The organism is Rheinheimera muenzenbergensis, from assembly GCF_036984005.1.
GTDB classification, from domain to species: domain Bacteria; phylum Pseudomonadota; class Gammaproteobacteria; order Enterobacterales; family Alteromonadaceae; genus Alishewanella; species Alishewanella muenzenbergensis.
The window spans coordinates 285,734-299,936 of sequence record NZ_JALAAR010000004.1; the positions used below are offsets into that span (position 1 = coordinate 285,734).

Below are 14,203 nucleotides of genomic sequence, written 5' to 3' on the forward strand. Positions count from 1 at the left end.
GCAATTTTAGCCCGGAAATATCCTCATGAAATTCAGCTGCTTTTCTTTATCTGCACTTGCTGCCCTGCTGTGCAGCGCTCAAGCCCTGGCGATCTGTGACGCCGAATTTACGGCGATTCGTGACATTCAGGGTACCGGCGACAGCAGCCCGCTTAGCGGACAACAACTGAGCACTCAGGGTGTGGTAACAGCGGTGTTGTTTCAAAACAGCCCCGCTGCCGGCATTGTGCTGCGCGGCGCAGACAACAAATTCACAGAGAACAATGTCACAGAGAACAATGTCACAGACAACCGTCATAGCAGCACAGCCAACAGTCTGTTTATCGCCGATGCAACCGCAGCAGCCATTTATCAAACCGGACAACTGCTGCAAATTAAAGGTACAGTGGTTGAGCACAATAACTTAACCAGCCTGAGCCAGATCACCGACATTAAACTCTGTCAGCAGGGGCTGCCCGTTCAACCGGCAACACTGCGCATGCCGCTGCCTGAGGGCCAAAACTGGGAGCAACTAGAAGGTGCCCTGCTCCAGCTTGAACAGACACTGACAGTAAACGATAGCTACGACCTGGCCCGTTACGGCGAAATCACACTGGCCGCCAGCCGCTTAATGGTGCCAACCGATATTATGCTGCCAGGCAAAGCGGCTGCCGGGCTTTACCAGACGCAACAACAGCGCCACATGTTGGTGCTGGACGATGCCTCGACGATACAAAACCCGGACCCGATAACCTTCGGCAAATTCAGCCTGACGGCCAATCAAAGCTTACGGGTAGGTGACAGCGTGTCTGGCGTAACCGGCGTCCTGCTGCAAGATGCACGCGGCTACCGCCTGGTGCCAACCGTGACACCACAGTTTAGCCAGACTAACCCAAGGCCTGGTGCCCCCGAGGCCAAACCAGCCAAGGCATTACGTGTCGCCAGCTTCAACGTATTGAATTACTTTAATGGCGAAGGTCAACAGCCGGTATTTCCAACCCGGCGCGGTGCCAGTAATGCGACTGAGTTTGAGCGTCAGCAAGCCAAAACCATTAGCGCTCTGGCGGCGCTGGACGCCGATGTAATCGGTCTGCTGGAAGTAGAAAACAACGGCTACAGCCCCAAAGGCGCGTTAGCCCAGCTAACTGCAGCACTGAATAAAGTTGCAGCAAAACCTTACCGCTTTATTATCACCAGCGAACAACCCGGTAACGATGCGATTAAAGTGGCACTATTATACCGGCCGTCCACCGTCAGTGTTGAGGGCAAAGCGGCGATGTTACTGGACAAACCTTTTGATTGGGGTAGCCGGCCGCCACTGGCACAAAGCTTTCGCCATCTGGCATCAAACGAGCTGGTAACCGTTAGCATTAACCACTTTAAATCTAAGGGTAGCTGTCCGAAAAACCCCTCCGATGCCAATGCTGATCAGCAGGATGGCCAGGCCTGCTGGAACCAGTTGCGTACAGTGTCGGCTAAAGCACTCAGCCAGTGGCTGGCGACAGCCCCCACCGGAGTTAAAACAGATAAACAGCTTATTTTGGGTGATTTAAATGCCTATCGGCAGGAAGATCCGCTGCGGGCGCTACAACAACAAAACTGGCAGTACTTAAGCGCAGCTGATGGCCAACAGTATTCTTACGTTTATCGTGGCCGCAGCGGCTCGCTCGACCATGCACTGGCCAGCCCGGCGCTGGCTGCAAAGCTGATACAGCTGCAGCACTGGGCCATCAATGCTGATGAGCCCGCGATACTGGATTACAATCTGGAATACAAGAGCCCGGCCCAGCAACAGCAGCTGTATGCGCCGACACCGTACCGCTCGTCCGATCATGATCCGGTTCTGGCCACCTTTAGCTTTTAAGCAACAACGCTGGCAGGCAGTAAGCCTGTCTGCCGGCAACTGAATAACAAAAACTATTGCGCCGGCTTTAGCTGTTGCTTTAAGGTGAGGTTCAGTTAAGTTACCGAGCCGACGCTATGTCTCATAAAAACCCGATTATTGCCATTACCGGCTCCTCTGGTGCAGGTACTACTACTACGACTATCGCTTTTCAGCATATCTTCCGTACTCTGGGTATTGATGCCGCCTTTGTTGAAGGCGACTGCTTTCACCGTTTTAGCCGGCCGGAAATGGAAGTGGCGATCCGTAAAGCGAAAGACGAAGGCCGCCACATCAGCTATTTTGGCCCGGAAGCGAATGACTTTGGCGCGCTGGAGACTTTTTTTGCCAGTTACGGCGATAGCGGCAGTGGCAAGATCCGCCATTATTTGCACACCTTTGATGAAGCGGTGCCGTACAATCAACTACCCGGTACCTTTACCCCCTGGCAGGATTTGCGGCCAAACACCGATCTGCTGTTTTATGAAGGCCTGCATGGCGGCGCGGTAACAGACGAGCACAATGTCGCCCAGCATGTCGACTTGCTAATAGGCATGGTGCCTATTGTCAACCTCGAGTGGATCCAAAAAATTATCCGCGATACCTCGCAGCGGGGTCATAGTCGCGAGGCCGTGCAAGCCAGCATAGTGCGCAGCATGGACGATTATATCAATCATATTACGCCGCAATTTTCCCGTACCCATATTAATTTTCAACGCGTACCTACGGTTGATACTTCTAACCCCTTCAGCGCCAAAGACATACCGTCGCTGGATGAAAGTTTTGTCGTGATCCGCTTTCGCGGCATTAAACATGTCGATTTCCCCTATTACCTGCAAATGATCCAGGGCTCTTTTATGTCGCGGGTCAATACGCTGGTGGTGCCCGGCGGCAAAATGGGCCTGGCCATGGAGCTGATATTAACGCCGCTTATTGAAGAACTGATGATCAAACGGCGTCAGGCGCGCGGCCAGGTCGATTGGTTGGGCACTTAAGCAGAGTAACGAATTTTTACAATTTAATTTTACAATCCGGCAATGTGGCGGTTGCAATAAAGTGCGGTTACGGGTAATTTGACCTTGTTCACAATTTAACCACAGGAGCCAAACCAATGTATAAGAAAATACTATTAGCCGCTATGCTTGCGGCACTCACACAAGGATGCGCAGGCTCAGCAAATACTGCAGCAACTAACAGCGATGGCACGCAAACTGCCTCAACAGGTAGCTCAGATAACGCTGAGCTGATCTGCCAAAACACCCGCAGCACCGGCAGCATGCTGAAAAACAAGCGTTGCCGCACCCGGGAACAAATTGAAGCAGACCGCGAAGAAGCCCGCAATACTATGAACAGTATTCATTCTTCAGTCGCCGGTAGCAGCGGTATCGAGCGCAAATAACGCTCATACAACTGCAATTATTACTGCTATAAGGCCTTGCCAAACCCCTGGCAAGGCCTTTTTGTTATGGTTACAAAACACACAGCCGACTATTTATCTTTACTGATTCTGCCGTCTAAGCGTTATCCTAACTTTACAAAACACCATTTTTCAGCCGTTTAGCGAATGTCAAGACCGCAAAGCCGGTTAAATTTGCATTTTTGTTTAAATAATAACCTTTGCTTTGCCGGCAAAAATCCGTAAACTTAGCGCCCCTTACGGGTAGAGCCTTGGATTACGTGGTGCGCATAGGTCCATATCAATTAGCGAACAAAGTAATTTGTGCTCCGATGGCTGGCGTAACAGATCACACTTTTCGTGAGCTTTGCCGCCGCTTTGGTGCCGCTTTAGCTGTATCAGAGATGCTGTCGAGCAATCCTTTGGTATGGCAAAGCGAAAAATCACAAAATCGCATGGGCCACCGTCAGGAATCTGGTATTCGCTCGGTGCAGATTGCCGGAGCGGATCCACAGCAGATGGCTGAGGCAGCACAATACAATGTTGATATCGGTGCCGATATTATCGACATCAACATGGGATGCCCGGCAAAAAAAGTGAACAAGAAGCTGGCTGGCTCGGCATTGTTGCAATATCCGGAGTTAGTTGAGCAGATTGTGCGCGCTGTGGTGGCGGCGGTTAAGGTACCGGTGACCTTAAAAATACGCACCGGCTGGGATCCTGAGCACAGAAACGGTATTCAGATCGCCCGTATTGCCGAAGATAACGGCATACAGGCGCTGGCAGTACACGGCAGGACCCGCGCCTGCATGTACAAAGGTGAAGCGGAATATGACACCATCCGCGCCATTAAACAAAGTGTGTCGATCCCGGTTATTGCCAATGGCGATATTACCGGGCCGGAAAAAGCGCGCCATGTGCTGGATTACACCGGTGCTGACGCCATTATGATTGGCAGAGCCGCACAGGGCCGGCCGTGGATTTTCCGTGAAGTGGCGCATTACCTGGCCACTGGCGACAAACTGGCGCCCCCCGGCATAGCCGAAGTGCGCCAGATCATGCTGGAACATGTGCAGGGTTTACACCAGCTTTATGGTGAGCATGCCGGTTCCCGTATTGCCCGCAAACATGTGGGCTGGTATTTAGCCGAGCACGACACGCTCGGACAGTTTCGTAGTGAGTTCAATGGTATCGAGCTAGCTCAGCAGCAGCTTGATGCATTAAATGACTATTTTTATCAACTAGCAGCAACCTAACGTAAAAGAGAAAAGCAATGTTTAATTCGAACGTTACTTCGCCATTTATTACTAACGCTAACGTACAATCACAGGAAAAGCCGCAGGCTTTGAGCACTGCCGCTCAAAAAGCTGTTGCTAACTACCTGCAGCAATTAAACGGTCAGGACGTGAATGACCTGTACGAACTGGTGTTATCAGAATTAGAGCGTCCGTTACTGGAAGAGGTAATGAAATATACCCGCGGTAACCAAACCCGCGCCGCTAATCTGATGGGTATTAACCGTGGTACGCTGCGTAAAAAATTAAAACAGTACGGCATGAGCTAATGCCAACGCGGGGTTCGCCCCGCTACTAAGCACCTTCGGGTGCTTTTTTATTGGCTGCACCTGAGGAATTTTACGCATTAATTCCGCATTAACTTCGGTACTCAGGACAGTAAAAAGGTTAACCGATTTCTGCAAGCTAAATGAGAGTCTAAGCATGACGACATTAAGACCCATCCGCCGCGCACTGCTAAGTGTGTCCGACAAAACCGGTATCGTAGAATTTGCCCGCGCCCTTGAAGCGGCCCAGGTTGATATCCTCTCTACCGGTGGTACGGCAAAACTGCTGGCCGAGCAAGGCATTAAGGTAACTGAAGTCTCTGATTATACCGGTCATCCGGAAATTATGGACGGCCGGGTAAAAACCCTGCATCCGAAAATTCACGGTGGCATTTTAGCCCGCCGCGGTGTCGATGAAGCGGTAATGGCCGACAACAACATAGGCCCAATCGACTTAGTGGTGGTTAATCTGTATCCGTTTGCCAGCACGGTGGCGAAAGCCGGCTGTACGCTGGAAGACGCGGTAGAGAATATCGATATCGGCGGCCCGACTATGGTGCGCGCAGCGGCAAAAAATCATAAAGATGTCACCATTGTTGTTAATGCCAAAGACTACGGGCTGGTGCTGGCCGAAATGCAGGCTAACGGCGGCGCAACCACGCACGCAACCCGTTTTAGCCTGGCAATCAGCGCTTTTGAACACACTGCGCAGTACGATGGCATGATCGCCAACTACTTTGGCACTATGTTAAGCGCTTACGACACGCCAACAGAGCCTGCGTCTAAGTTCCCGCGCACCTTTAACAGCCAGTTTGTGAAGAAACAAGACTTACGTTACGGCGAAAACAGCCATCAGAGTGCGGCCTTTTATGTGCAGGACGGCGCTACTGAAGCCAGCGTATCTACAGCTAAGCAGCTGCAGGGCAAGGCGTTGTCGTATAACAATATCGCCGATACCGACGCGGCACTGGAGTGCGTAAAAGAATTTGCTGAGCCGGCCTGTGTTATCGTTAAACACGCCAACCCGTGCGGTGTGGCCATTGGCGAGTCTATTCTTGCCGCCTACAACCGCGCCTACCAGACCGACCCAACCTCGGCTTTTGGCGGCATTATCGCCTTTAACCGCGAGCTGGATGAAACCACGGCAGAAGAAATTGTCAGCCGTCAGTTTGTTGAGGTAATTATTGCGCCATCAGCGACCGACGCGGCAGTTGCCGTGGTAGGCACCAAGCCAAACGTACGCTTGCTGGTATGTGGCGAGTTCAGCGCTGCTGCACCGGCACTGGATATCAAACAGGTAAACGGCGGCATGCTGCTGCAAGACCGCGATCAGGCCAAAGTTGCCGCCAGCGACTTAAAAGTCGTCACCAAGCGCCAGCCAACCGAGCAAGAGTTAACAGACTTACTGTTCTGCTGGAAAGTGGCCAAGTTTGTTAAATCCAACGCTATTGTTTATGTAAAAGACAGCATGACCATTGGCGTCGGCGCCGGCCAGATGAGCCGCGTATACAGCGCCAAAATCGCTGGCATTAAGGCGGCCGATGAAAAGCTGGAAGTAAAAGGCTCGGTAATGGCTTCAGATGCGTTCTTCCCGTTTCGCGACGGTATCGACGCCGCAGCGGCTGCCGGTATAACCGCCGTTATTCAGCCAGGTGGCTCTATGCGCGACGCTGAAGTCATCGCCGCTGCAGACGAGCACGGTATGGCAATGGTATTTACCGGCGTACGTCACTTCAGACATTAACAGCAAACGCTTGTTTTTATGCAAAAAGGCCGCGTCGCGGCCTTTTTTATACCTTATTACAGCAACAATGCACCAATTCTTACCGCTGGTAACGCCTTATCACAGTTAGCTCACCATTTCTTACAACCGCTGCGATAACAACTCGATAGGCTACTGAAAACAACAATCAGGAAGCTTATATGAAACAACTACTGCGCACTACCAGCTTAGCCTGCTGCCTGGCACTAATGACAGGCTGCGAAATAGATGATCTGTCCGGCGATAACTACCATTACGATTTTAATCTTGGCAGTCACGGTTGGCAGGTCGGCTACTCAGATTACCCCGCCGACTATGAGAATATCGAAATATACCAATTGCAGCACGGCATCAGGCCGCTGCCGCAAGGCTTTAGCGGGCAAGGCCTGATGATCAGTGGCCATAACCGCAGTGATGATTTGTTTATGTTTATGAAGCGAAAAATCAGCGGCCTGCAGCCATCAAGCCGTTACACGGCAAAGCTTAAGTTAAACCTGTTATCTAACGCCGGTGTCGGCTGCATGGGTATTGGCGGCTCGCCGGGTGAATCCGTGTATCTGAAGTTTGGTTACGCCGACATTGAACCCAAGCAAGTGGGTTATTACCTTAATGTGCCCAAAGGCAATCAGGCAGAAAACGGCAGCCAGGCTAAGGTTATCGGTAATCTTGCCACTGAGGGAGCCAATTGCGAGGCTACGCTGTACAAAGATAAAACCATCGAAACCAGCAGCGTGCAAACATTGAACTTTACTTCTGATGCCAACGGCACTATCTGGTTATTTATTGGCACCGACTCCGGCTTTGAAGGGCTAACCACCCTGTACTACCGTTCGGTTGAAATCCAGCTTAAAGCCGGTTAAGTCATGCGCTTGGCTGCATGCAGAAAATCGCCCGATGCTATTAACCGCAGCCCGGCTGTACTGCGGTTATAGATATACACCCAGGCGCTATGGCTAGCGCCGTTAGCCAGTGTCACCTGCTGTAATTCACGCCGATACTCTTGTGGCTGGGCAAAGCCGGGGCCGCATTCTTCGTACTGATCCAACAGCGGCAGTAATAGCTCTGGCTGTAGCAGCTGATATAGCTCGCCTATTACCTGTGCCGCCGCATCATCTGAGGGTACAGCAGCGGGATAATAGCTAACCTGATATAACAACGCCTGATAGCGCGCCATAGCAACGTAGCGGGCATGTGCAATAAGCTGCTGGTGCATGGGATGGTTGGCACCCTGACGTAAGGTGCCATAAACGAACAGATACTCAGGCATAGCAATAAGCGTTAACGGTTTTGTCCACTGTGCCTAAGCGGTGGCACAAAGGCAAGGTGCCTTACGGCAAAAAGCCGGTTACATAAAACGCGCCGGAACAGACCATTGCAGCTGGGCTTGCTGGCAATTGGCCCTCAGGCTAATGCAGCTTAGCGAGGCCTTGCGTACATTCAGTATTGCTGTATCAACCTTTAGCAAACGGCTTATCAGAGCTGAAAAATCCGGCTCGTGGCCTACCAGTAAGATATGTTCAGCAAGTTCAGGTAATTGCCGGCTTAGTTCGGCCAGTGCCACTGCGGTAGGCGTGTCCAGCGCCAGCCAGGCTTGCTCGCTGGCACCGGTAAAACCGGCCTCTTTACAGACAATGGCAGCAGTTTGCATGGCTCTTGGGTAAGGGCTGCTAAGTACCTGCTGCACACTGAGATTATGCCGCTGCATAAAAGCTGCAACGCGGCGGGCCTGTAAACGGCCCTTCTCTACCAGGCAACGGTCAATATCCAGCTGGTTCGGCCGGATAACGTCTGCGGTGGCGTGGCGTAAAAAATATAGGGTTTTAGTCATAGCGGCCGCAGTTATACCACGGCCGCAAGACAAATTTATGACAAAGACAATTAAGCAACTGGCGGTGTCAAAGGAAAGAGCCAAAACCGCAGTTGTTCAGGCCTTTGTAATCAGCAAGACACTGATAAGCACGTTTTCTGTCGCCCGTACTACCGATACACTCGTGCATCGACACACTTTTACTGGCCGCGCTCAGGCCATCAATCTGTTGTTTCATTTTATCTGCAGAAATATAGCCACCGCTGTGATTACGTTTAATCACATCAACGCCAACCTCATACTCTGACTTTGCCGTTTTTACCGCTTTTTCGCACTGGTAGCGCCATTCATCCTGCTGCTCACGCTTTAAATCTGCTGCCGTTTTTGGCCGCTCTGTTTCTGACTCAGCGTCATCCATTTCATCACCGTCGTAGTCATCAACGTCATCGTAAGAGGCCCTGGCAGCCGGCCTTTGTGCATCAACGTTGAAATTAACATTTATCTCTTCCGCCCGTGATGCCGCTTCGGGTGGCGGGCTACTGGTAAAATGCACCTGGCCTTTATCATCTACCCAACGGTAGATCTCTGTCGCTGCAGCAGGCAGCGTCAACAACGCCAGCGCTAATACTATTCTTAACAAAGTTCGCATCCTTATAAACAATTTTTGCAGGAATATAGCATTAGACTGACGTGCTGAAAATGGAATTTTTACCTATACCAGCAGCTAATCAGTAGCTAACTGTAAAAGGTTAGGGATAGCGGCTAGGCCGCACCGGCCGAAATAAGTAGTGAACAAACTCAGTAAGCAGTGCAAGGTTTGGCGGCTCAACGACAGCAAAATCAGAAACGCAGCCTGATTTTACTGTCTACACTGCTTGTTAGTGACAGGCAAAACATCACTACCCTATCTCTTTTCAACCCGCCTTGGAGGGCATTCATGCACTTGATCAGCCGCTCGTTTAGCTCACTATTGTTATGCTTAAGCAGTATATTAAGTTTTCAGCCAGCAGCACAGCAGACTGCGGACAACAACATTCTGCTACAAGAAGTGCGAATTTTTGATGGTAAAAATAGCCGTTTGTCCGAGCTGTCTTATGTGTTAATCCAAAACAACGTAATTCAGCACGTATCTACCTCACCAATACAGGCGGATGCTACGACTACCGTAATCTCTGGCGGTGGCCGCACCCTAATGCCAGGGCTGATTGACGCGCACTTTCATATGATGATGACAGCGACACCACTGCATGTGGCACTAAACGGTGCCGAGGGCTATGTTAACCTGCTAGCCGCACGGGAAGCGCATAACACCCTAATGCGCGGTTTCACCAGTGTGCGTGATCTGGCTGGCCCGGTGTTCAGTATTAAACGCGGCATAGACGAAGGCCTGATTGCCGGGCCGCGTATCTGGCCTTCTGGTGCGATGATCTCACAAACCAGCGGCCATGGTGACTACCGCCAATTACACGAGCTACCACGCGCCTCTTCCGATCACCTGCATTACTCTGAACGGGTTGGCGGCGCAGCCATTGCCGATGGTGTCGATGAGGTATTAAAACGGGTGCGCGAGCAACTGATGTTGGGTGCATCGCAAATTAAACTGGCAGCCGGTGGTGGCGTGTCATCAAACTATGACCCGCTGGATGTAGCACAATATACCGAAGCCGAGTTTAAAGCTGCCGTTGATGCTGCAGAAAACTGGGGTACTTACGTTACTGTGCATGCCTATACACCGCGGGCAATCCAAACCGCCATTAAAGCCGGTGTTAAAGTGATCGATCATGGCCAATTAATTGATGAAGCCACGGCAAAAATGATGGCAAAAAACGGTACCTGGCTAAGTATTCAACCGTTTTTAGATGATGAAGATGCCAACCCTTTCCCGCCAGGCTCAGAAAACCGGGCAAAACAGATACAAATGACCCAGGGCACCGAAAACGCTATCGCACTGGCGAAAAAATACAAACTGAAAACAGCATGGGGTACCGACTCGTTATTCGATGCCAAACTGACAACCCGCCAGGGCGCACAACTGGCAAAAATGACCCGCTGGTACACAGCAGCAGAAGTGCTAAAAATGGCTACCAGCGTCAATGCAGAGCTACTTGCATTATCCGGCCCGCGCAGTCCTTACAAAGGTAAATTGGGTGTAGTAGAGCCTGGCGCCCTGGCTGATTTATTACTGGTTGACGGCGATCCGCTAGCCAATATTCAACTACTGGCTAATCCGCAGCAAAACCTAAAACTGATCATTAAAGACGGTAAGATATACAAAAACACCCTGTAGCACGGCGCTACAGGGGCCTGATGTCAACTGCCAGGCTAGCTCTGGCAGTTGGTTAGCTGCTGGTATTAATACAGTCGCGGCCATCGGCTTTAGCACGGTACAGCGCGGTGTCGGCGGCGCACAACAGTGCCGTGCTGGTACGGTACTGGCCATTGGTTTCAGTTGCTATGCCCTGGCTTACCGATACGCTAAGCGTGGCCGGTAAACCGGCATCGGTAAACTGCAACTGACGCACTGCCTGTTGCACGTCCCGCGCAACTTTTAATGCATTAATCTCATTGTGGTTTGGCAATATCAGCGCGAATTCTTCGCCACCATAACGCGCCGCCATTTTGCCATCCACCGGCATCGCCTGCACTATGGCACCGGCGACTTTACGCAGGCAGGCATCGCCCTGTATATGGCCGTAGCGGTCGTTAAACTGTTTAAAAAAGTCGATATCAATAATAACGACGCTTAGCGGCCGGCGGGCATCAGTGCACTGTTGCCATTGCTGCTGCAGCTGCTCGTCAAAGCCACGCCGGTTAGCCAGGCCGGTTAGCGCGTCGGTAGACGCCTGCAGCCTAAGCAGCTCACATTCAGCTTTGTAGCGGGTTAAATCGCGCATTACCAGCACTAAATGTGCCTGCGGTTCAGGTAAAAACGACACCGACAATTCAATGTCTTTTATCTCGCCATCAGCACAGCGCACCGCCATTTCGCTCGGCCCCGCCTGCAGCGACAAAATACGTTTGGCCACCATATTCACCAGGCCGTCGTACTGCTGCTGGCAGCGGCTAACTAAAAACTGCTGCCACTTGCGGCCTATAAGCGGTGCTCCGACACAATTTAACAACAGCGCCGCCTTGGCATTGGCGCATTCAATCACCCCATCCGGGCTGACAATTAAAACAGCCTCGGCCAGGTACTGAATAAAACCACCAACATCCAGGCTTGCTGTTGCACTGTTTTCATCTGCCCAGGGGCTGTCATCGTTTAACGCATGAGCGGGTATCTGGCTGTGTCGTTGTGCAGTAGTCATTATGCTGTCTCGCTGAGCTAACTTAACTGCTGCCAACTTTAGCTACTTATACACGGGCAAACCTTTCGACAACCTTCTGATTTAATCTATTGATTTATAAAGACTAAAAAGCCCCTTGCGGGGCTTGAATTTGCCTGTGAAGTTACGTATTGGAGCAAAGCACTAACAGTGTAATTACTGCTTAAGGTATTGGAGGCAAGTTTTTCACTTCTGGATCTGGGCTTAACCCCAACTCCCGCAGGTCATAGCTTACTTGCAATATTCCTGATTCCTGCTTTAACTGCGCCAGCAATTGTGTAAGGTTTATATTTTGTGATGTCACCACCACTATATCGCCAAAGCTATGCTTAAGCTGCAGCTTATAACCAGCAGCAAGAGCCGTAAAATCGGCATCGGGGGCCAGTTGCAATAGCAGTTCACCGGTTAGCTGATAACCTGCTGCATTCTGGCTGTCGCTGAGTATATCGCCCGGCTGTAAAGCAGTTGCGTTATTGTGCTGGCTGGCCAGGTTGGCCAAAATAGCACTGCCGGGCTGAATGGCGCTGGCAGCCTGCGCCTGCAGTGGCGCTGTAATGCTAAATGCCAAAGTTAAGGCAGATAAAAAATAAACAGGTTTCATAAAAGCTCCTTAATCAATGGCCATACACACGCAGCGACCAGGACTGCAGTATGCCGTCGGTGCTGTTGTTAGTGTCATTCATACTCAGCAAACCGGTGTCTTTGTTGTACACCAGGGTTTGGCTGTTGCCGCTGTCGGTATCAAGCACGCGGATTTGCCACTCGCCTGCAGCGGGTTCGCCATAAAAATGCTGGCTTAGCAGCACAGCGTTATGCACAGTATCACCGGTGACATTTAATACACCGGTACGCGGGCTTAGCAGCACACTGCGGGTACCGGCCGGAGAGATAAGCTCTATGGCTAAATCGCGCATACGCTGATGTGTTACGCTGAACTTAAGCTGCACCGCTTCTATAGTCAGGTTGTCTGTAAGTTGCATACTGTCCTGCACACCGGCGACACTGGCATCCGGAATAGTCAGCGCTGTATTATTGCTGTGCCAGCCGGCTATTTGCAGCGCCGGTAACGACGCAGTGGTTTGCAATGCCATGGCTACCGCCGCATCCACATCTACCGTGCCCAAGCCATAAAAATAATGAAAGTTATAGCCGGCTGCATTTTGCTGCCAGCCCGGTATAGCATTGTAACTAAGCTGATTGCCACTGTTGTCAGTAAAGCTAAGGTCAATACCACTGTGGTTGGCATCAATCTTACGCGCTGTTGTTGCCAGAATATGTTTTACCGTTCTTGCGTCCAGTTGCGGATTGGCCGACATTACAAGCGCAGCCGCACCAGATACTGCAGCCGCTGCCGCAGAAGTGCCATACATGGCCGCGGTGGCTTCACAGCTAGCGTCTAAGCCACTTACTTGTAGCGCCTGATCGGTATTGCTGAAAGTGCTATTAAAACCGTTTTCACAACCGCTAAGATCGGTGGTTATAATGCCAGCTTGCTGGCCAGCCGCCTCACCACCGGGTGCGGTTAACAACACGTTAGCCCCAACAGAGGAGTACGACGCCAAACGGCCATTGGAGTTGTAAGCCGACACCACTAAATTCCAGAAACTACTGTTATCAGCGCTTAAATTAGCATTATGAAATGGCAAACCGGCGTTGTTAAAACGCTGCTGCTGTTCAAACGGCAAGACGCGAAATTCGCTATCGCCAATAAAGGTATCGTAGTATTTAAAAGCGTTACCGGCCGATTTTACAAATAAGGCACCCAAGCCATTATTGCTACTAAGGCTAACATTGCGCATTACCTGCTCTTTTAACTGCAAACTAAGGCTTAGCTCGCCGTCAGAATCGGCAAACATAGCTGGTTTGCTACTGTAGCTTTGGTTATACACGCGCGAGCTGGCAGCGCCGTTAACTGGCAAACCATGCGACTGCAACCAGCCGCTCATCGACTGCGCGTCCAGATAATTAAAGCCAACAATACTGGCCTCTGGCGCAACGCCACGACCGCCCAAGTTATTATCAGCCCCGGCAGCAATAATACCGGCTACAGCCGTACCGTGGCCGCTGTTGTCGACTGGTTCAGTGCCGCCGGTAAGCAGGTTTAGCGAGCCCGGCGCAATGTTGTTAACTAAATCCGGGTGGGTAAGCTCTACTCCACTATCAATAACCGTTACCGTAACACCTGCACCTTTAATGCCCAGCAAGTCGGTGGTTAGCAGGTTTAAATCTGCACCCGCTTTACCCGCTGTTGCGCCAAGGCCTTGCTGGCCGCTGTTATGCAAATGCCATTGGTATGGCGTTAGCGGATCACCGCCGGTTAAATTGTCAGTCGCCAGGCTGCTAAAAGCCGTTAGCAGGCAGCTGCATAATAGTGTTTTTTTAACATGCATATAGCGCACTATCCTTACTTATATTGAGTTTTGGTTTTAAAAATATTGAAATCATGCATTTAGCGGATTATTTCGTATTTAACGCGCAGCGGCAAGCTGT

Annotated in this window: 14 protein-coding genes; 8 read left to right on the forward strand and 6 right to left on the reverse strand. The window is 51.1% G+C overall.

What is annotated here, in order from left to right; genetic code table 11:
- Positions 1-25 precede the first annotated feature (25 nt).
- The 7 genes from MN202_RS06940 (at position 26) to MN202_RS06970 (ending at position 7,440) form a co-directional block, all read left to right on the forward strand.
- Positions 26-1,843, forward strand: a complete 1,818-nt coding sequence (locus MN202_RS06940) for an ExeM/NucH family extracellular endonuclease (RefSeq protein WP_335735369.1) — start codon at positions 26-28, stop codon at positions 1,841-1,843.
- Between the two features lie 116 nt (positions 1,844-1,959).
- Positions 1,960-2,856, forward strand: coding sequence for a phosphoribulokinase (locus MN202_RS06945; protein WP_335735370.1), 897 nt, complete (start codon positions 1,960-1,962; stop codon positions 2,854-2,856).
- Positions 2,857-2,972: 116 nt separating this feature from the next.
- Entirely contained in the window at positions 2,973-3,260 is a 288-nt protein-coding gene (locus tag MN202_RS06950) for a hypothetical protein (protein WP_335735371.1), read from the forward strand.
- Between the two features lie 281 nt (positions 3,261-3,541).
- Entirely contained in the window at positions 3,542-4,513 is a 972-nt protein-coding gene (gene dusB, locus MN202_RS06955) for a tRNA dihydrouridine synthase DusB (RefSeq protein WP_335735372.1), read from the forward strand.
- 17 nt (positions 4,514-4,530) lie between these two features.
- On the forward strand, positions 4,531-4,821 hold the full coding sequence (gene fis / locus MN202_RS06960; RefSeq protein ID WP_335735373.1) for a DNA-binding transcriptional regulator Fis: 291 nt from the start codon (positions 4,531-4,533) through the stop codon (positions 4,819-4,821).
- Between the two features lie 154 nt (positions 4,822-4,975).
- Positions 4,976-6,562, forward strand: a complete 1,587-nt coding sequence (gene purH / locus MN202_RS06965) for a bifunctional phosphoribosylaminoimidazolecarboxamide formyltransferase/IMP cyclohydrolase (protein WP_335735374.1) — start codon at positions 4,976-4,978, stop codon at positions 6,560-6,562.
- Between the two features lie 179 nt (positions 6,563-6,741).
- Positions 6,742-7,440 (forward strand): hypothetical protein, encoded by a 699-nt coding sequence (locus tag MN202_RS06970; protein WP_335735375.1) that lies wholly within the window; start codon positions 6,742-6,744, stop codon positions 7,438-7,440.
- Here the strand turns inward: MN202_RS06970 and MN202_RS06975 are convergent.
- The 3 genes from MN202_RS06975 to MN202_RS06985 form a co-directional block, all read right to left on the reverse strand.
- Positions 7,437-7,847: a gamma-glutamylcyclotransferase family protein gene (locus MN202_RS06975; protein ID WP_335735376.1), complete on the reverse strand. Its 411-nt coding sequence runs from the start codon at positions 7,845-7,847 to the stop codon at positions 7,437-7,439. The two genes, MN202_RS06970 and MN202_RS06975, sit on opposite strands and share 4 nt — an antisense overlap.
- A gap of 78 nt (positions 7,848-7,925) precedes the next feature.
- The gene (locus MN202_RS06980; RefSeq protein ID WP_335735377.1) at positions 7,926-8,408 is read right to left on the reverse strand and encodes a SixA phosphatase family protein; all 483 of its coding nucleotides are present in this window, start codon (positions 8,406-8,408) and stop codon (positions 7,926-7,928) included.
- Between the two features lie 67 nt (positions 8,409-8,475).
- Positions 8,476-9,027: a DUF4124 domain-containing protein gene (locus tag MN202_RS06985; protein WP_335735378.1), complete on the reverse strand. Its 552-nt coding sequence runs from the start codon at positions 9,025-9,027 to the stop codon at positions 8,476-8,478.
- A 297-nt stretch (positions 9,028-9,324) separates the two neighbouring features.
- Between MN202_RS06985 and MN202_RS06990 the strand changes: the two genes are divergently transcribed.
- Entirely contained in the window at positions 9,325-10,674 is a 1,350-nt protein-coding gene (locus tag MN202_RS06990) for a metal-dependent hydrolase family protein (RefSeq protein ID WP_335735379.1), read from the forward strand.
- A gap of 52 nt (positions 10,675-10,726) precedes the next feature.
- Here MN202_RS06990 and MN202_RS06995 read toward each other — a convergent pair whose 3' ends face one another.
- The 3 genes from MN202_RS06995 to MN202_RS07005 all read right to left on the reverse strand — a co-directional run bounded on the left by MN202_RS06995 (position 10,727) and on the right by MN202_RS07005 (position 14,103).
- The gene (locus MN202_RS06995; RefSeq protein ID WP_335735380.1) at positions 10,727-11,695 is read right to left on the reverse strand and encodes a sensor domain-containing diguanylate cyclase; all 969 of its coding nucleotides are present in this window, start codon (positions 11,693-11,695) and stop codon (positions 10,727-10,729) included.
- Between the two features lie 181 nt (positions 11,696-11,876).
- On the reverse strand, positions 11,877-12,314 hold the full coding sequence (locus MN202_RS07000; protein ID WP_335735381.1) for a hypothetical protein: 438 nt from the start codon (positions 12,312-12,314) through the stop codon (positions 11,877-11,879).
- 13 nt (positions 12,315-12,327) lie between these two features.
- Positions 12,328-14,103 carry a S8 family serine peptidase gene (locus MN202_RS07005; RefSeq protein ID WP_335735382.1) on the reverse strand — a complete coding sequence of 592 codons (1,776 nt, stop codon included), beginning with the start codon at positions 14,101-14,103 and terminating at the stop codon, positions 12,328-12,330.
- Between the last annotated feature and the right edge of the window lie 100 nt (positions 14,104-14,203).